An 18837-nucleotide genomic window follows, 5' to 3' on the forward strand; every position below is an offset into this window, starting at 1 on the left:
CTCCCCCAAGTTCAGGCTAATTAATAAAGTACTAACTTTACATAATCGTCATCGCCCTCAATAATGACGGAGATGAAAAGTAGCGAACAAATCTTATTTACCATTAAGCGCCATGGTCAGCAGAGCGTAAAAATGCTGGCCGATCAGCTCAGCATGACCACCATGGGGGTGCGCCAGCACCTGCACCAGCTAGAGCAGCAAGGCTTAGTGGAATTCCATGAGCAAAAGGTGAAAGTGGGTCGACCGACCCGCTTTTGGCGCCTGACCGCCAGCGGCCATGCGCGCTTTCCCGACTCGCACAGCGACCTTAGCGTGCAGCTACTCAGCGCCGTTGAGCAGGTGTTTGGTGATGAAGGGCTGGAGCAGCTGGTTGCAAAACGTGAACAGCAAAGTCTGGCCAACTATCAGCGGCTGCTAAGCCCGCTTGAGGATGTCGAAGCCAAGCTGGATGCCTTTACTCGCCGCCGCAGTGAAGAGGGCTACTTGGCCAGCTGGGCCACCCATGATCAAGGCTACCTGTTTATCGAAGATCACTGCCCTATCTGCGCCGCCGCCAGCACCTGCCAAAAGCTGTGTCGCTCAGAGTTAGCGATGTTGGGCTACTTGTTTGAGGGCTATCAGGTGTCACGCCAAGAACACATTGTGCAGGGAGCGCGGCGCTGTGCCTACTATCTGGTTAAGTCCTAGCTGGCGCTTATTAAAGAGCCTTTGGGGAGCGCGTGCGGTGGTTGCGCTGTTTGCAGGCCTGCTGTTCCCTGCGATTAATGCCCAAGCCAGCGACTGCCAACTCAATCAGATTCCAGCAAATCAACAATACTATGGCTGCGCGTGTAGCTTCTACCTGCCCACCGTGGCTGGCAACCCAACCCGCATTCTGCTGCAGACCCAACTCGATGGCTCCGATCCCATCCTAAACCGCGATGGGCGCGCACAACCTATATGGGGCAGCCGCAGCACAGAGATGCTCAGTGAAGCCGGCCAGCAGCAGTTGCACCGTTGGCGCTGGCATAATCAAGCTATCAACCTAAAGGTGGTGGCTGCCCCGCGCTGTGAGTGGGGTAAGGCCGGCTGTGAAGTGGTGCACTATGTGGCCCAGCTGGCAATTGCCGGTAACTACCAGCAGTGTGAGTGGCTACTGCAAGGAGATTGTGGCTGTTAGCATTAAAGCTAGAGAGTAGAGAGGGAGAGGGGAGAGAGCAATGCACTACATGGACGTACTGAACTTCTGGTTCTCAGAATGCCGACCTGCCCAATGGTTTGAAAAAGACCTAGCCTTTGACCGGGAAGTGGAGCGGCGCTTTGCAGTATTTCACCGGGCTGCGGCTGCTGGAGAGCTCGCCTATTGGCGGGTGCGAGCCCAAGGCGCGCTGGCCGAAGTGATTGTGCTGGACCAGTTCTCTCGCAACATCTTCCGCGATAGCCCGCAAGCCTTTGCTTATGACTCAGTGGCTTTGGTGTTGGCTCAGCAAGCCATCGCTAACTATCAGGACAAGGTGCTTGCACCTATCCAGCAGGCTTTTTTGTATATGCCATTTATGCACTCGGAGAGCCGAGTCATTCAGCAGCAAAGCGTAGCCTTGTTCTCCCAGCCGGGGCTGGAGCAGAATTATGACTTCGCCGCGCAGCATGCGCGGATTATCGAACGCTTTGGTCGCTACCCGCACCGTAATACCCTCCTTGGGCGTACTAGCAGCCCTGAAGAGCGCGAGTTTCTTAACACTCCAGGCTCGTCGTTTTAGTCGCAAGCGCAGACGGTTACTGACATGCGGCTATCGTAGGTGATAGGTTTTTTATGGTTTTTAGTTGTAAATAAAACCTAAAGTGCCTGTCTAAAGTTTCGCCGATTCTCTCTATCTTAAAATATTTCACTAACTGTCATGTGGCTGTCACATTGACTTGTTTTAATCTGCGTCGAGTCACAGGAGACGTGACCCCCAATAAACAACTTTAGAGAGTAGTATCGTGAAAAACCTAATCATCTCATCTATCAGCGCTGTATCGCTAATGTTTGGTGCCTCTGCTTACGCTGCTAGCACTGTAACTGCTTCTGGCTCTACCTCTGTAACCGGTGTTATGGAAGTACTGGCTGAGAAATACCAAGCCACACAAGCTGATGCTGTAGAAGTACAAGGTACTGGTTCTGGCGCAGGTATCCGTGCAGCCAACGACGGTACCAGCATGATTGGTATGTCTTCTCGTGCAGTTGCTGACGACGAGCTGAAAGCTGGCGTTAAGCAATTCACTATGGCGATGGACGGTATCGCAGTAGCAGTGAACAACGCCAACGGCGTTCAAGACCTGTCTGCTGAGCAAGTTAAGAAAATCTACATGGGTGAAATCACTAACTGGAGCGAAGTTGGCGGCGCTAACATGCCAATCGTTGCAGTAACCCGTGAAGTAGGTTCAGGTACTCGTGGTGCATTCGAAGACATCATGGGTCTGATTCGCAAGATTAACGGTCAGAAAGTGACTGCTATCTCTCCACGCGCACAAGTACAAAGCGGTAACGGTGCAATCAAAACCTTGGTTGCTAACAACCCTGCTGCAATCGGCTACATCTCTCTGGGTTCAGTAGATGAGTCTCTGCGCACTGTTAAAGTAGACGGCGCTCCAGCAACTAAAGAAGCTATCCGCGCTGGTGAGTACGGTGTTGCACGTCCATTCGTACTGATGGTTCAAGAAGACACTGCAGCTGAAGCTCAGCGTTTCATCGACTTCATCATGGGTGAAGAAGGTGCACAAATCATCGAAAGCGAAGGTTACATCGACGTTCAGTAGTTCCTATAAAAAACAGGGATTTACTTAAAAGGAAGGGGCGGCCAGTAGTGGTTGCCTCTTTGTTGCGTTTACAACGAAGTGAAGATTATGAGTGACGTAGTAACTGTAAACCACGCCCCCACTGCGAAGCAGTCAGGGCAGGTAGTGAAAGCACTAGAGGCATCAGCCAACCGAGTTGACTGGGCCAATCACCTATTCAAATACTTGTTCATGCTGAGCGCCTTTATTGGGGTGTTTTCGGTAGGGCTTATCGGCTACTTCTTGATTAAAGAAGGCATGCCAGCGCTGAGCTATGCCGGTGTAACCAATTTTGTGTTCGGCATGGAGTGGGTGCCACCGGTACTGTTTGGTATTGCCCCAATGATCGTGGCCTCGCTGATTTCAGCACTAGGCGCGGTGGTTATCGGTGTACCGGTTGCCCTGCTAACCGCTATCTTCCTGGCTGAAGTGGCGCCTAAGCGCGTGGCTGACGTGGTACGCCCTGCGGTCGAGCTGCTGGCCGGTATTCCTTCGGTGGTTTACGGCTTCTTTGGCCTGGTGATTATCGTACCGATGGTGGAGAAGGTGTTTAACATTCCTGCCGGTAACACCCTGATGGCCGCGATTATCGTACTGGCGGTGATGATTCTGCCCACCGTGATTGCCATCTCCGAGACTGCGCTGCGCGCCGTACCTCGCAGCTACAAAGAGGGCTCACTGGCGCTGGGTGCTTCACCGATGTTCACCATCTTTAAAGTGCTACTGCCTGCGGCTCGCTCGGGTATCTTGGCCGGTGTGGTACTGGGTATTGCCCGCGCCATCGGTGAGACCATGGCGATTATCATGGTGATGGGTAACTCGCCGGCGATGCCGCGTCACTTGCTCGATTCTGCCCGCTCGCTAACTGCTAACATTGCGATGGAAATGGCCTACGCAACCGGCCTGCACTCTAGCGCGCTATACACCACCGGTATTGTACTGCTGGTGTTTGTTATGGTGCTTAACGCCACCCTGTTATACCTCAACCGAGAGAAGGCAAGATAATGCGTCGAACGATTGAAGATAGAATTGCCCTGTCACTGATCTGGGGCGGAGCCAGCCTGACCATCATCTTCCTGGTATGGATGTTGTGGCATATCCTGGCGAACGGTTTGTCGTACGTAGACTGGACCTTTATCAGCGCCAACTACTCGGTGACTGATAAAGAAAACTCCGGTATCTGGCCGATGATCGTATCGACCATCTACATGGTGATTCTGTCCATCGCCATTGCCGCGCCAATCGGCATTATGACCGCGCTGTTCTTGACTGAATACGCCAAGCCCGGCAGTAAAGTGGTGAAGGTTATCCGCTTCTGTACCGAGTCGCTGGCCGGTATTCCGTCGATTATCTACGGCCTGTTCGGTATGACCTTCTTCGTGGTAACCCTGGGCTTAGGCTTCTCGATCTTGTCGGGTGCCTTGACCCTGACCATCTTGATCCTACCGGTTATCATCCGTACCACTGAAGAAGCGCTGATTGCGGTGCCGCTGGCCTACCGTGAAGGCTCTTACGGCCTGGGCGCCTCTAAGATCTACACCATTTGGCGAGTAATTTTGCCATCGGCGATGCCGGGTATTATCACCTCGGTAATCCTAAGTACCGGCCGTGTTATTGGCGAATCTGCGCCAGTATTTTTGACTGCCGGTATGGTGGCCCGTATCCCTGATTCAGTACTTGATTCTGGTCGTACCCTAACGGTACACCTGTACAAACTCACCACAGAGCTATACACCGTTCACGATTGGAACCAAGCCTATGCAACGGCAACGGTACTGATTGTACTGGTACTGGCTATCAACCTTGTGACCAAGCTAATTGGTCGCCGTCTAAACAAAGCGACCTACTAAGAGACAGTTATGAATAAGTTTGATGTTAAAGACTTAAACCTATACTACGGTGAAAACCACGCGCTAAAAGGCATTAACCTGCCGATCCCTGAGCGTAAAGTGACTGCACTGATTGGCCCATCGGGTTGTGGTAAATCTACCCTGCTGCGCACCTTGAACCGTATGAACGATCTGATCGAGAACGTAAAGATCACCGGTAACGTGTCTCTCGATGGCGACGATATCTATCAAGAGCGCAACGTGGGCGGCCTGCGTATGAAAGTGGGCATGGTTTTCCAAAAGCCCAACCCGTTCCCGATGAGCATCTACGAAAACGTGGCCTACGGCCTGCGCGCCCAAGGCATTCGCGATAAGAAGATTATCGATGAAGCGGTTGAAAATGCGCTACGTGGCGCCGCGTTGTGGGATGAAGTGAGCGATCGACTAGACGGCCATGCCTTTGGTCTGTCGGGCGGCCAGCAGCAGCGTCTGTGTATTGCGCGTGCGATTGCTATCCAGCCAGAAGTAATCTTGATGGATGAGCCGACCTCGGCACTGGATCCTATCGCGACCCACAAGATTGAAGAGTTGATGGAAGAGCTGCGTAAAGACTACACCATCGTGATCGTGACCCACTCTATGAACCAAGCTAAGCGTATCTCGGACAAGACGGCGGTATTCTGGATGGGTGAGCTGGTAGAGCACGGCGAAACCGCGCAGATCTTTAACTCTCCTCAAGACGAACGCACCAAAGGCTATGTAAACGGTGACTTCGGTTAATCTTAAGTAACCCTCTACTCTCGAAAAAACCAGGCAAGGGACTGTCTGGCTTTTTCACGTTTAGGATTTGGGAGAGTTTTGCGAGCTAAGCTTGCGCCTTTAAGCGCTTTCTGATGCCAAAGATTTTGCTGCCCAAGGCTAACCAAATCAGCGCAATCAATAGCAGGTAGCGGGCATCCGGCTCGTTGACTGAGGCGAAGCTGGCCAAGCGCAGCGGCTGAGATTCAACATACACATCATCAATCAGATTCCCCATACTACCGCCACTTAGCGCTTGGAAGTGGATAGAAGCCCCCAGGCCGTCGGCCGTGAACTGCGCGTCAAGCGCGTTCCAGGCTCGGTTGCGGTGGTCATCAAATTCGCGGTAGTACAGCAGTTCGCTCAGGTCATTGACGATGCTTACCGCAAAACGCTCTTCCCGTTTGGTTCGCGCACGGTAGTCAAAGCCGAACTGATAAACCTCTCCGGGGTTGGTGGCGAACGCTTGAAATATCTCGTAGTTACCCTCGGGGCAAGGCTTGCCTTTGTTATTGCAGTGGGCATTAAGCTCGATGTGCTGCTGTCCGTCGGTGGCGTCAATCGAGAACATGTTGTGCCATATCTCGATGTTATCGCCCGACCAGCCTTGCACGTCGTCGCTGTTAAAGTAAGACCACTTTCCTTGTTTGAGGCTGTTGTCTTCAAAGCTGCCGTTGAGCAATAGGTTGGCGTTGGCAGAGGTCATTGTTGCCGTACAAATCAGCGCCAGAATAAATCGTTGTATAGCCTGTTCCCCAAATCCGGTGAAAATGAATCGATATCAGTGAGTGAAAGTGGTTATCACTAATATAGACATCAATAATCGAGCAAGTATGGAAAATAGACTAATTTACAGGGAGTTATAAGAAGTAGTGAGGAGCGTTCGCATTTTTGCAAGCGCCTATCGAATGAGCACTCGCAAAATGCAAAGTGAGAACGCTGAAGGCGAACAGTTACTTATGTAGATTGGTATTACAACTGCTTAGGCTTGGTCCCGGTGCGAAAACTGCCGTTCGCCAAGAATTGAGCGACCTCGGTGCGGCGCTTACCAAGCAGCAGCGCGCCGTCGTCCATAAACAGGAAATTCTTCCAGCAGCGCTTGAAGGTGCCCCAGGTGGTTTCTATTACGCTGTATTGGTCGTTACAGTAGTAAACGATGGTGTTGTCTTCCCACTGCAAGGTATCGAGCAGTAGCTCGGGCAGCGCGGCCTGCTCGCTGTCCCACACCTCTTCCCAGTTCCCTTGCTCCTGCCAGGTCTCTACATTAAAGGCCCAGTCGCCACTGCGAAAAAAGTCCGGGTGATCAACTTGGCGACTGACCATTTGCTTCCAGAGCTCTTGCGCGCGCGGCTCTGTCATCGGCTTGATGGCCTGCTTGTCATTGTCGTTGATGGGCAGATCCTGGCGACGAAAAATCCACGCTTTTTTATGCTGCTCGAGAGGGAAATAGTTCATGTAGTGACCAACTTTTGAGATAAACGCCGTCATTGTATCAGCAGTGGCCGCGCGGCTAAATCAACTATCTGCGCTAGGCTTGTTTGTTGTGTGGGCATGCCGTATGCTCCGCCACCGAAAAGATGCCGCTTGGGCATCGCATGTTTACTATCGAAGAGCTTTGTCTCAGAGGACATCCATGGAAATTATCTCCATCCCCAACTACTTCAAGCCTGAAGTAAAGCGCCATCACAAGCATCGCCATATGAAGAAAATGGCGATTGGTCCTTATGCCGTAGACTGTCTGGAGCTGCGTTTTGCTGCCGACGTTGAGCGTTTCGAAGAGCTGGACGACGCACTGGTTACGCTAGAAGCCGATAACGGCTGGGATATCTTCCACGCCTACTTTGATAATCAGGACCATGTAGCCGTGAGCTACTTCGCCGATCTGGAAGAGCGTGACCAGGTACTGGCCAAAGTGAAGGCGGTAGTTGAAGGCTTCTTCCCGCTGGATGAGGCCAAGGTATACCACGGCGACGCCAACTACGGCGATTGGCCATCGATTACCTAGAGCATTCTGGGCGAGCCGTGCTGGTTAGTCAGCCAGCGCTTGCAGCTCGGCTAAGCGGCGCAGGTCGGCGTTCTCCATAATGAACTGGGGGGCGTCGCTTAAGGCGTTGCTTAGCATGGCCAGCGCCAAGTAGTCCGAGGCGATCCCCATATCCGGGAACAGGGTGCTCAAAGGCGGATACAACTGGCGCATTAGGCGATAGCCGATATGTGGCTCCTGACGACGCACCACCGGATAGATATAGCCGGGACGATAGCAGCACAATCGAGTATCTAACACCTCTTCTAGCTGCGATTCTGCGTGGCCCAACACCTTGCCCGGTAAAAACCCGCTGCTTTGGCTGCGATCGGCGCCGCGGCTGCTAAGAAAATGAAACTGGGCATGGGGGCTGACCTCTGCCAGAGGGCTCGCCACCCGCAGCGCGTAATTGCCGGCAATCTCTTTGTACTGGGCTCGGCCAACCTGACCAAGATAGACCCCCACACAGTAGAAACAGATATCCACATCCTGCAGGTAATCCTTAGGCTGTTGCGGATTCATCCACTGGGTATCAATGACTTCCTGAAGTTTGGAGTGGCTCCTGCCGGTCGCCTTGCGCACCACGATGGTCACCTGGCTCACTTGCGGCGAGTTTAAACATAGCGATAGCAGCAGGCTGCCAACCATTCCACTTGCACCAAACAGTAATATTTTCATCCCGTGTCCAATTGTTGGAGGTGTCTCAGGGAAGCGACTCTCATCGCGCTTAGTTGATTGCTGTTATGCGAGGCAAAACCTCAGGCCTGGCAAGGGATTAGCGATAGTTGTTAATTCGCGCATCCTTGCCTTCAATAGTACCCCACACTTTGCCAAAGGTCATTGCGAGTTATCTTTGGCAACTTTAGCTATGTTTTGTGATCTGCTAGATAATCGTCCTGCAAAATCTGTGAAGCGACTAGAAATATTTCGAAACCACCACCTAATTGTCATTTTAGTTATTTGTTTTTGTAGTCGAAATAATGCTCTAATTGTGTTGCTAGTATGTAAAGTGTAAATAGCATTCCTGTGTCGGGAAGTGAGTTTGCCTTTTTTAATTAGTGAAAATGTAACCGGTTTCAGTTGTACGGTGCTCGGCAACAACCAGACATGGAGAGTGACAATGTCAGTACTTGCAAGCCGAACACGCGCGGGCTCGCGCAGGCTGCTGCTCAGCTCATTGGTGGCGGCCATTTCTTTCACCGGTGCCAGTGGCGCACTCGCAGACCAAGGGATAGAGGTTAGCGGCGACCAGGCAACGGTCTATTTTGATGATCAGGGCTGGACAGGGAGTTGGAACTACCTGTGCGTCGATAACTACTGCGTCAGTGGCGCATTGGTCGACGGCCGCTGGCAGCGCGCAGTCACCGAGCAATCGGTGGAGGTGGGCGCCAGTTACAACATCAAAATCCAGATTCAAGATAACGTCACCGGGCAATATATCTCCCAGGATATCCCGGTGGTTGCCAGTGGCAGTGGTGGCACCACGCCACCGGTAAATCAGCCGCCCACAGTAAGCCTCTCTGTCCAGCCGACATCGGTCGTGGTGGGTGAGTCTGTAAGCGTGACCGCCAGTGCCAGCGATAGCGATGGCAGCGTGGATACGGTAGCCCTTTACCTCACTGAGCCGGGCAGTGGCGAGTCGCCGGTGAGCGCGCTCAGCGCAGCGCCTTATCAATGGCAGATTACTACTGTTCAAGCGGGCGATTACCTACTTCGGGTAGTAGCCAGCGATGATGATGGCGCCACCGCCGAAGACAGCATCAGCATCGTGGCGGTCGCGGACAATGGTGGCGATGAGAACCAAGCGCCTTCGGTCAGCTTTGCCAGCCTCCCCAGTGGCCTGAAAGCCGGCGATAATGCGGCGATTAGCGTAGTGGCCAGCGATGCCGACGGCCAGATTGAAGGGGTCGAGTTACTCTATACCGAACCGGCGGGCATCGAGCTGTCGGCTGGTGTGCTGCAAAGCGCGCCTTATCAGTGGTCTATCGGAAACTTGGTAAAAGGCGATTACGCCTTACGTACCGTTGCCACCGATGACCAAGGCGCTACGGCCACTGCCACCGCCGCATTCTTTGTGGGGGACGACAACACCTGTGGCGAGCCGCCCGTTGAGGTCGACCCGGGTGCTGAGTATGGCGATGGCTTTGTGCTTGGCCTGACCAACGGCGGTGTGGTTTATCACCGATCAATGGCTGGTCACAACCCCGGTTTTGCCATCTTAGGCTTGCAAAACAATGCCCCGAACCTGCCTGAAACCGGGCCGTTTGATCACACCGAGCAAACGGGGGCTTACTATCAGCGCTATCAAACCGAGCTGGCCTCGGTGGACGCGGCCATCACTTATGATTTGGAGATCCGCCTGCAAGGTGGTCAGTTCAATGGTGGGCAATGCATCTTTAGCACTCAATTGAAACCCGGAGAAGGTCTGAGCGAGTCGCCTTGCTATATCGCAGGGGGCGACGGCGGTGATGGCGGCCCCAGCGAGCCGGTCAAAGTGGCCATTGGCTCGGTGGTGCACAGCCCTGAGTTTGGTCCTTACCTGAAGGCGGGTACGGCAACCGCACAGCCCGGCTTTACCCTGTACACCTTCGACGACGATGGCTACCTGAGCAGCGCATGTGATGAGGACTGCCTGAAAACCTGGCCTGCGCTATTGGTGGATAGCCCGGATAGCTTTGCACCTGTGGGTGGTGTAACCGGCGAGTTTGCCACCATCGAACGTGTGCGCACCGAGCTGGATGACTGCGGTGAGCCAGTTGAGATCATCGAGTATCAGGTAACCTACGACGGCCGTCCGCTGTACTTCTACGTAGGTGATGCGGAGGCTAGCGATACCTCAGGCCATGGCGTGAATAACGCTTGGTGGGTCGCTTCTGTGGAGTTGATTCCTCAGCTGCCACTGGTGGATTATCCCGCTCCGGCGCTGAAGACACCGATCCTTGGCAAGAAGCCTCGTCTGTATGGTTTCACCTTCGATCTGGATGGCCGCACCATCACTTGGCATGCAGGCCACAACGCGGCGATGGATAACGGCTTGATTGCCCAGTTCTCACCGTGGGGCGGTTATGGCGCGCCGCGTCAGGCCAAGGATCCAAGCCTGGAGTTCTAGTGCTCCAACAACCAGATCCAGTTCCACAAGGCGGATATGCCCGGCACCTTGGCGGGGCCATATAAAGCCGATATCCCCGGTGCTTGTTATGGCGAGTACTACTACTTCTTCCGTTACCGCAAGTACGGCGAAGTGAACCTCGACCCCGATGGTAACTGGGAATACTCGGCGCTGTTCGTCTATGACGAGGCCAATCCAGACGATCGTATCGACCCAGACCAGCGTGGCAAGACGACTTACCACAGCGCCAACTGGATGCGTCATGGTCACCCACACTCACGGGATCGTACCGAAGAGTCCATTTTCGACGCGCTACCCTACAACATGTCGCCACTGTCTGGCCTGGAGCGTTACGCCACTCACTTTATCGATGAGCCGGGTAACATTGCCATCCAAGCCGATGCCAGTGTAGCGCCGATGCGTATCGAGCTATTGGAGTGGGGCGCCGGTAACTGTCAGGGGCCGCAGTACACGGTGAACGCCTACCCGATCCCTGCAGATGTGTGGGACTACGGGCAGATCATGAGCTGGGAGGCAACCTTCCCAACGGCCGACAACTCCAAGTACGGCGGCGATCGCATTAGCTCGCAGGTCTACAACACCATGCAATACACCACCCCGGGGGCTGGCTTTACCACGTCCACCGGTGATCCTCGCTTGAACTCTTCAGGCCGTGCGGGTGTGCGGATGGTTCACTCTGACGGCTGTAACCCAGTGGAAAACGACGAGCGTGATGCGGCCTTTACTCAGCATCTGACCACCGTGGTCGACCCGGATCTGGTGAACGACTTCTTGCTCGGCCACCACCTATTCCATGGCGTGAGCGATGAGTTAGGCGCCCGTGAAGGCAGCACCGGCTTCCCCGGCTCGGTTGAGTTGGCCGACGTAGACGGCAACGTGATCCAGCCAGAGGGCAATGCCAGTTGTGGCGACTGCCACGTGCGCGATGGCCGTAGCCCGTTTGTTGCCAACACGCCTAAAGGTCCGCTGATTGCGCCGCCTACCTACGGCAGCGGTCTGCTGAGCTGGATCGAAGGCGCTGAAGTCGGCCTGACCTGGGATGGTTCGGTGGCGGATGTACGTCAGCAAACCACCAATGCGCTGTGGAATGACCACGGCCTACTTCCTGAAGATATCGGTCTGGAAGAGTTCGAACGGGTGGTGAACTACACCGAGCTGCTGCACGTGCCAGTGCGCAAGTACAGCTCATACACCGATCCGGAAGTGGCGGAAGGGGAGGTGGCCTTCCACAACGCCGGCTGTATCGATTGTCACCAACCGACGCAGAAAACCCGCAGCGATGCGCCGGAGTCACTGCGTGATATCTACATCCGCCCCTACACCGATATGAAGCTGCACGATATCGGTACCGGCAGCATGTACCGCACGCCGCCACTCTGGGGCATCGGTCGTAATATCGAGATCCTCAACCGCCGCGGCTTGCCGACCCTGTTTATGCATGACGGTCGCGCCAGCAGCCTGGAAGAGGCTATCTCGCTGCACCAAGAAGAAGCCATCGAAGAGCGCACCGCGCTTGAGCAAAGTGGTGATCTGGACAAGGTCATCAAGTTCTTGAACAGCTTGTAAGGAAACAACGGGCAGCCTTCGGGCTGCCCGTTTTAATAAGGATATTCCCATGAGAAGTTATCACTCTACGCCATGGCGCAGGCACACTCTTGCCTGCGCACTGGCGTTTTCATCCGCTAGCGTTTGGGCGGGCCAAGGTATTGAGGTCGGCAGCGGCAGTGCAACTCTGTACTTCGATGATGAAGGGTGGACCGGTGGCTGGAGCTACCTCTGTCTTGATTACAACTGCACCGCTGGTGAGCTAGTCAATGGCCGCTGGCAGCGCGATGTGACCGGCTTGGTGAGTGCTGGCAGCGACTACCTGATCCAGCTCAAGATCCAAGATAACGCCACCGGCCAGTATATCTCGCCGGAGTATACGGTGACCGCAGGCGATGGCGGCAGCACACCACCGCCAAATCAAGCACCTAGCCTGAGCTTAACAGTGCCCAGTGGCAGCCTATTTGAGGGCGACAGCTACACCTTGCAGGCTAATGCCAGCGATAGCGATGGCGAGGTGGTCAGCGTTGATTTCTATCTCAGCCTTCCTGGTGCGGGCGAGCAGCTACATAGTTCGTTTACGCAATCGCCTTATCAAGCAACAGTACAGGATGCTGTCGTCGGCAATCACAGCTGGCGCGTGGTAGCGACCGATGATGGCGGTCTGAGCACTGAGCAAACTGCTGTGGTTAATGTCGCTGAAGTACCCACCGGTAACCTGCCTCCGCAGGTGAGCATTAGCCTGCCGGATGGCGAATTTGTGATTGGCGATAGTATCACGGTTGCAGCCAGTGCTAGCGATAGCGACGGCAGCATCGCCAGCGTGGCCTTAACCATCAGCGAGCCGGAAGGTGGCCAAATCGATGCGGGCAGTTTAACTGCCGCGCCTTATCAGTGGCAGGTAGCGCTGACTCAGGCGGGCACTTACAGCTTTGACGTGGTTGCTACCGACGATCAGGGCGATAGCCGCCAGCAGCAGGCTGAGCTAGTGGTTGCTGATGACAGTGAGCCGCCCCAAGGCGACTATGGCGCCGAGGTCATCGATAACAGCAGCGCACTTTACTGGGCGACCAACCAGCCAGATTGGCCCGGTGGCGATTACTACATGTGTAAGGATGGCGATGCCGATTGCTATCGCGCCGAGTTGGTTGGAGGTCGTTGGCAGGCACAGCAAAACAATATGCGGGTCGGCCAAACCTACAACGCGGTGCTGAAGATCCCCGGCTATGGCACCGACGCCTTACCGCGTTGGGAAGTCTACTGGGAAGGCGATGGCAGCACTCCGGGCGGCGGAGGCCCCGGCGGCGCAGGCAGCAAAGACCCGCAAGTAGTAGCGCCCAGCACGCCAGAAATACTGCCAGCGTGGGACGTGGGCTTTGACGCCACTGTCGGTAACTTTTTGGTGGCGGGTATTGGCGCAGGGGCTGAGTACTTCGGCTACACCCTGTATACCTTTGCAGCAGACTCAGAAGGGGTCAGCAACTGCATTGATTGCGCGGCTTGGCCAGCACTGAAGGTTGAAGACCCAGCAGCCTTGGTTGATTCCTCACGCCTGTCTGGCAGTTTGGGCACCATTACCCTCCCTGACGGTAGCCTACAGGTCACTTATAACGGCATGCCTCTCTACTTGCGTGCAGCCGATAGCGAGCCGGGCCAATTGGATGGCGTGAGTGAAAGCTGGCCGCTGGTGGCGCTTGATCTGGCACCGGTGCCGCAGGAGCTGTATCAGCGCGCCTTGCTCACCCCGCTTAGCATGAGCGCACCGAACAATGGCTTTGCCTTTAATATCGATGGCAATCAGGTGAGCTGGGAGTTTGGCGCGACCTTAGGGGCGGTATCGGGTTCACCGGTTAGTATGTTCTGTACCCTCGATCAGGTCAGCTTTTATGAGACCGACTTAAGCAGCGGCTCTGCAGCCATTCCCGAGGCCTGTGCCACTGCCAGCCGCTACTGGTACTTCTTCCGCTATGAGATGAGCAATCCGGGAGCGGGTAAGTATGTGATTGATAACAACGACGACTTCGATCCGGCTTCGGCCTATCGTTACACCGCGCTGTTTATCAACGATGGTCAGCGCATCGACCTGTCGACCCGCGAAGTCTACACCGACACTGGCGCTAACTGGATGCGCTTCCGCCATCCGCGCGCCTACGACGGGGTGACCGAAGCTATTCGCGATGCCACCCACAACTCGTCACGGGTCGCCGATCTGGCGCGCTACTCCATCGATGCGATTGAGACCACCGAAGCCGATGGCTCGATAACCCTGACCCTCGATCTCAACATGCCGATCTCCTATACCGGCGCTGAGCAAGGCTTGGTGCGCTTGGAAGGGCTACAAAACGGAGCCGGCGATGCCAAGTTGCCGACCTGGGTCTACAACTTTGAGCCCTCCAACAACCAGACCACTTACACCCAAGGCGGCTGGAGCTACGGGCAAAACGTGAGCTTCGAGATGACCGGGGTGGTGGGGCTGATTACCGCGCAAACCTACAACACCTTCCAGTACTACACCATCGGTCAGGGTTTCCACTCACCGATTGGCGACCCTCGCTTGTCGCTGGTGCCCAAAGGCGGCACCCATATGGTGTTTAACATCAAAAACTATGGCGGCGAGTTTAAGAACGGCCATATCGGTGCGGGTATCCACGACATGATTATCGAGAAGGGCGGGCTGTTTACTCAGCACCTGACCACCCTGCACGATCCGTCCGAAGTGGATGACTTCCTATGGGGACACCACCTGTTCCATGGGGTGAAGCTGCAAAAGTCCAGCAACGAAGATCCGGGGCAGGACAACCTTGGCTCTAACCCCGGCGACACCGGGATCGGTAACGAGCTGCCCGAGGTGAAAGAGGGCGGTCCGGTGGCCTGTGGTGACTGTCACTACCGAGATGGCCGTGGCTCGGAGGTGATCAATACGCCCAATGGCCCACGCATCGCTCCGCCAACCTATGGCGTGGGCTTGCTGCAGTATATCGATGGGCGTGAAGCCGGCTTTACCTGGACGGGCGACGTACCGACGGTACGTCAGCAGATCAAGAATGCGCTGGTTAACGATCATGGTATCGACCCCAACGACGAAGCGCAGATCTCTGCGGCCAATCTTGAGCTTATCTCCAAGTACACCGAGTACCTGACCGTTCCGGCTCGCTACCCCAGCAGCTACGACGATCCGGCGGTGGGAGAGGGCGAGCAGTTGTTCCACGACATCGGCTGTACCAACTGTCACCAGCCCATGCAGGTGACCAGTGAGCATGCGCCCGAGGCCTTCCGCGACTTGGTGATCCGCCCTTATACCGATATGAAGCTGCATCAGGTGGCTGGCGGCACTTACCGGACGGCGCCGCTGTGGGGATTGGGCCGCAACATCGACCTGTTGGAGAACAACAACAAGTTGGTCAGTGGCCAAATCGATATCGGCATTGCCCTGTATGACGGCGATGATGCTGAGCAGATGGCCATTCACCATATGCGCGAACGACCACTGCTGTTCTTGCACGACGGTCGCGCCAGCTCATTGAGTGAGGCGATCCAGATGCATGACGACGAGGGCAGCGAGGCCGATGCGGTGAATGCGGTCGCCGGGTTTAACGGACTGTCACCGGCGCAGCAGCAAAGCCTGATCCAGTTCTTGCGTTCGCTGTAGGGCGCAGCAACCGAGGGGCGCTCGATCGAGTGCCTCTCAAGCGAAAAGCTGGGGGAAACCCTAGCAGAGAAAACCCGGGCAGGCAGGATGTTTGCCCAATTGCTAACAAGGAAAAACCATGAAGCGTAGAAGCTTGAGTGTCATATCGCTCGCCTGTGGTCTGGCGTTATCTGCCGGCCTGACGGCAGCGCCGTTGGTGCCCGAACAAGGGCGATTGTTCAGCGTGGGTCAGGATGTGGATAGCATCAATGACTTTCACAACGAAACCAGTATTGCCGCTGGCGGGGTCACCGGTTACGTAGGGATTGCCGCGCTGGACGGCCTGCATGGCGATGCCGATGCCGGCGCTGGTCGCAACAACTTGGATCAACTCGCCAGCCTCTATCCTGATCGCGCCATCATCGCCGGGATCTCGATGAATGGGCAGGTAGATGCCGTTGCTGCGGGAACCTACAACAACAACATCACTAACCTGTTGGAAAGTCTGTACGGTTATGACCGGCCGGTCTACTTGCGTTGGGCCTACGAAGTAGATGGCCCATGGAATGGCCATAATCAGGCCGATCTGATCACCTCGTGGCGCTATGTGTATAACCGTATTCGCGAGTTGGGCTTTGAAGATCGCATCGCTATGGTGTGGCAGGTGTCGTCGTATTGCCCGAACCCGCGTGGTCAGCTGGAGAGCTGGTATCCGGGTAATGCATACGTGGACTGGATTGGTCTGTCTTACTTCGCACCGCAAGATTGTAACTGGGATGCGGTGAACGAAGCGGCGGATTTTGCCAAAGCCAAGGGCAAGCCGATCTTTATCAACGAATCGAGCCCACAGCGCTACCAGATCGCCGATCTCAACTACTCCGCCGATCCGGCCCAAGGCACCAACCGCCAGAGCAAGACCGGCCAGCAGATCTGGGATGAGTGGTTTGCGCCCTTCTTTAACTTTATCGACCGCTATGACGTTAAAGCGATTACCTATATCAACGCTGACTGGGACAACCAATGGCGCTGGGGCGATTTTGGTGATGGCTATGGCGAAGGCTATTGGGGTGACAGCCGCGTGCAGGCCAACAGCCTGATTGAGGAGAACTTCACTGCCGAAGTGAGCGATGGCGTTTGGCTGCTGCAAAACGAGCAGCTGTTTGCACAGCTAGGCTATGGCAGCAGCCAGCCGCCAGTTGATCCGCCCGTCGATCCCCCGATTGACCCACCGATCGAGCCGCAGGGCGACTTAGGCTTTAGCTACATCGATGCCGACACCATCGAGGTCTTCCATCGCGATCAGGGCTGGAGCGCCTCATGGCAGTATGTCTGCTTGGACGGCTTCTGCCTACCCGGCTCCTTGGAAGGCGGTTACTACAAGAAACGCTTCGACGGTGTAGTAGTGGGTCAGAGCTATACCATCCAGTTCAAGGCCCAAGACAACAGCAGCGGCCAGTTTATCAGTGAGGAGAAGGTGATTACCTTTGCTGAAGGCGGCACCGATCCGGTAGATCCACCGGTTGAACCTCCCATTGAACCGCCGATCGACCCACCGATCGATCCACCGACAAACCCCGGCGAGTACCCGGACTTTGGTCTGGTGGCTGTCGATGGCTCCACCTTCAAGGCGGTGCGCAAAGATCAAGGCTGGACTGCCAACTTTGTTTACCTCTGTAATGGCGCAGACTGCCGCACGCCGAATCTGGTGGATGGCTACTACGAGTATCAGTGGCCGGGTGTGGCCGGGAATGAATATCAGCTGACCTTCAAGGTGCAGGACAATGCCTTGGGGCAGGTGATTGAAGAGACCAGTGCGGTGTTTAACCCTTAATAAGCACAGCGGCAACAGAAACGAGCCCTACTTCGGTGGGGCTTTTTTTGATACCAAGCAAGATGTTGGTCAGGTGTTAACGGCAAGGCCGTCTAGAGGCAGTACCACCATAGGGTATGAGCCAGCAGCAAGCCTAGTTTGAGTGTGATTAGCGGGTAGTAATCAAACATTGAGCTGTAACAACTAACGCGGTTTGTGTCGTTTAAATGTTTCATAACTGTAAACTAGCATAATCAATGTTTCAGTTTTATGACAGTGGGCGACTATCTTTTAAATGTATGAACTGACGCAGGTTTTCCATTCGGTCAGGTTTTTTTTTAGCACGTTATTTAGGAAAATAAAGCGATCGCTTTAGTTCTTTCATGTGCATGGAGTAGTAGCAAATGAGGGCCACCGTGCTTCGCTGGTTTAGTTCGTGGGGGAGTGTTAACCGTTCATCGTCTGTAGGGCTTGCAGAGAAGAGTTCGTCCGCGCTACCTCCTGCTGTTGCCGCGCAGCGTCTACCGGTGGAGTCGAGCCTTTGTGGCGATTGGGACAGCCTGCAAGGCGAGTTGCGGATTGCTTGTGTCCCGGCTGTGGTCGACCTGCTTTGCCAAGGCGGGATGATCGCCGATTTTATGCAGCGTTATCCAGAGATCACTCTGTCGTTTCACGACCTTGCGGTCGAGCAGCTTGGGCAGTTGGGCGATTACGACCTAATGATCAGCCCCGATCTGGTGGAGTGGCAAGGCTTGGCGGTGCGCAAGTTGGCTCCCTACAAACGCTACTGCTATGCCGCGCCCGCTTATCTTGAGCGTTATGGCGCGCTAAGCCACCCTCGCGAGTTGAAGAATCATCGCTGTATTAGCTACAGCCCTTATTCTTGGGGGAATAGCCAATGGACCTTGCATAGCGAAGGCGCTCAGCCCCAGTCATTTGCTATCAACCAAGTGTTAAAGAGTGAAGGCTATAGCACCGTGTGGCAGCTCTTGTTGCAGGGGCAGGGCATCAGCGTGGTATCCGAGGTGCTGGCTCGCGAAGCGGAGCAACAGGGCTTGGTGACGCGCCTGTTCGACGGCGAGTTCTATTGCCCAGCCAGTATCTGTGTGGTTCATCGTCAGGAGCGCGCTAACTGCAAGCGGCTCAAGGTTTTCATCGACGCCTACCGCGACCATATGCATCGACTTATCTATCGCTAACTTTTCTTATCTAACGGTCGCTAAACACAATAGGTAAACATCCTAAATTCATTTTCTGTCCCCGTTTACCTTGCGACTT

Annotated in this window: 16 protein-coding genes; 13 read left to right on the plus strand and 3 right to left on the minus strand. The window is 55.0% G+C overall.

Annotation, left to right across the window (positions count from 1 at the left end):
* Positions 1-72 precede the first annotated feature (72 nt).
* The 7 genes from G462_RS0107730 to pstB all read left to right on the plus strand — a co-directional run bounded on the left by G462_RS0107730 (position 73) and on the right by pstB (position 5405).
* Complete coding sequence (locus G462_RS0107730; protein WP_026958495.1) at positions 73-687, plus strand: helix-turn-helix transcriptional regulator; 615 nt, start codon at positions 73-75, stop codon at positions 685-687.
* Positions 662-1159, plus strand: a complete 498-nt coding sequence (locus G462_RS0107735) for a hypothetical protein (protein ID WP_157378577.1) — start codon at positions 662-664, stop codon at positions 1157-1159. Before G462_RS0107730 ends, G462_RS0107735 begins: the two co-directional genes overlap by 26 nt.
* A 40-nt stretch (positions 1160-1199) precedes the next feature.
* Positions 1200-1739 carry a DUF924 family protein gene (locus G462_RS0107740; protein WP_026958497.1) on the plus strand — a complete coding sequence of 180 codons (540 nt, stop codon included), beginning with the start codon at positions 1200-1202 and terminating at the stop codon, positions 1737-1739.
* Between the two features lie 223 nt (positions 1740-1962).
* Positions 1963-2778, plus strand: coding sequence for a phosphate ABC transporter substrate-binding protein (locus G462_RS0107745; RefSeq protein ID WP_026958498.1), 816 nt, complete (start codon positions 1963-1965; stop codon positions 2776-2778).
* An 87-nt stretch (positions 2779-2865) separates the two neighbouring features.
* The gene (pstC, locus tag G462_RS0107750) at positions 2866-3801 is read left to right on the plus strand and encodes a phosphate ABC transporter permease subunit PstC (RefSeq protein ID WP_051326602.1); all 936 of its coding nucleotides are present in this window, start codon (positions 2866-2868) and stop codon (positions 3799-3801) included.
* A complete protein-coding gene (gene pstA / locus G462_RS0107755; RefSeq protein ID WP_035477175.1) occupies positions 3801-4646 on the plus strand; it encodes a phosphate ABC transporter permease PstA in 846 nt (281 codons plus the stop codon). The genes pstC and pstA overlap by 1 nt, the downstream gene beginning before the upstream one ends.
* A gap of 9 nt (positions 4647-4655) precedes the next feature.
* Positions 4656-5405 (plus strand): phosphate ABC transporter ATP-binding protein PstB, encoded by a 750-nt coding sequence (pstB, locus tag G462_RS0107760; protein WP_026958501.1) that lies wholly within the window; start codon positions 4656-4658, stop codon positions 5403-5405.
* Between the two features lie 85 nt (positions 5406-5490).
* Here pstB and G462_RS23830 read toward each other — a convergent pair whose 3' ends face one another.
* Together G462_RS23830 and G462_RS0107770 are read right to left on the minus strand one after the other, a co-directional pair.
* Positions 5491-6129 carry a carbohydrate binding domain-containing protein gene (locus tag G462_RS23830; protein WP_051326603.1) on the minus strand — a complete coding sequence of 213 codons (639 nt, stop codon included), beginning with the start codon at positions 6127-6129 and terminating at the stop codon, positions 5491-5493.
* A 266-nt stretch (positions 6130-6395) separates the two neighbouring features.
* Entirely contained in the window at positions 6396-6878 is a 483-nt protein-coding gene (locus tag G462_RS0107770; protein WP_026958502.1) for a DUF2947 family protein, read from the minus strand.
* A gap of 178 nt (positions 6879-7056) precedes the next feature.
* Between G462_RS0107770 and G462_RS0107780 the strand changes: the two genes are divergently transcribed.
* A complete protein-coding gene (locus tag G462_RS0107780; RefSeq protein WP_026958503.1) occupies positions 7057-7428 on the plus strand; it encodes a hypothetical protein in 372 nt (123 codons plus the stop codon).
* A gap of 24 nt (positions 7429-7452) precedes the next feature.
* On the opposite strand, the gene G462_RS0107785 is transcribed toward G462_RS0107780, so the two are convergent.
* Positions 7453-8124, minus strand: a complete 672-nt coding sequence (locus G462_RS0107785; protein ID WP_084404974.1) for an NAD-dependent epimerase/dehydratase family protein — start codon at positions 8122-8124, stop codon at positions 7453-7455.
* A 442-nt stretch (positions 8125-8566) separates the two neighbouring features.
* Between G462_RS0107785 and G462_RS0107790 the strand changes: the two genes are divergently transcribed.
* From G462_RS0107790 to G462_RS23840, 5 genes are all read left to right on the plus strand, one after another.
* On the plus strand, positions 8567-10555 hold the full coding sequence (locus G462_RS0107790) for a family 31 carbohydrate-binding protein (protein ID WP_026958505.1): 1989 nt from the start codon (positions 8567-8569) through the stop codon (positions 10553-10555).
* A gap of 36 nt (positions 10556-10591) precedes the next feature.
* The gene (locus tag G462_RS23835) at positions 10592-12142 is read left to right on the plus strand and encodes a di-heme oxidoredictase family protein (RefSeq protein WP_026958506.1); all 1551 of its coding nucleotides are present in this window, start codon (positions 10592-10594) and stop codon (positions 12140-12142) included.
* Between the two features lie 49 nt (positions 12143-12191).
* Complete coding sequence (locus G462_RS0107800) at positions 12192-15770, plus strand: di-heme oxidoredictase family protein (protein ID WP_026958507.1); 3579 nt, start codon at positions 12192-12194, stop codon at positions 15768-15770.
* Between the two features lie 118 nt (positions 15771-15888).
* Entirely contained in the window at positions 15889-17580 is a 1692-nt protein-coding gene (locus tag G462_RS0107805; RefSeq protein WP_026958508.1) for a family 31 carbohydrate-binding protein, read from the plus strand.
* Positions 17581-17963: 383 nt separating this feature from the next.
* The gene (locus tag G462_RS23840; protein WP_084404975.1) at positions 17964-18758 is read left to right on the plus strand and encodes a LysR substrate-binding domain-containing protein; all 795 of its coding nucleotides are present in this window, start codon (positions 17964-17966) and stop codon (positions 18756-18758) included.
* Positions 18759-18837 lie beyond the last annotated feature (79 nt).

The sequence above is a fragment of the Aliagarivorans taiwanensis DSM 22990 genome, from assembly GCF_000429505.1.
GTDB lineage: Bacteria > Pseudomonadota > Gammaproteobacteria > Enterobacterales > Celerinatantimonadaceae > Aliagarivorans > Aliagarivorans taiwanensis.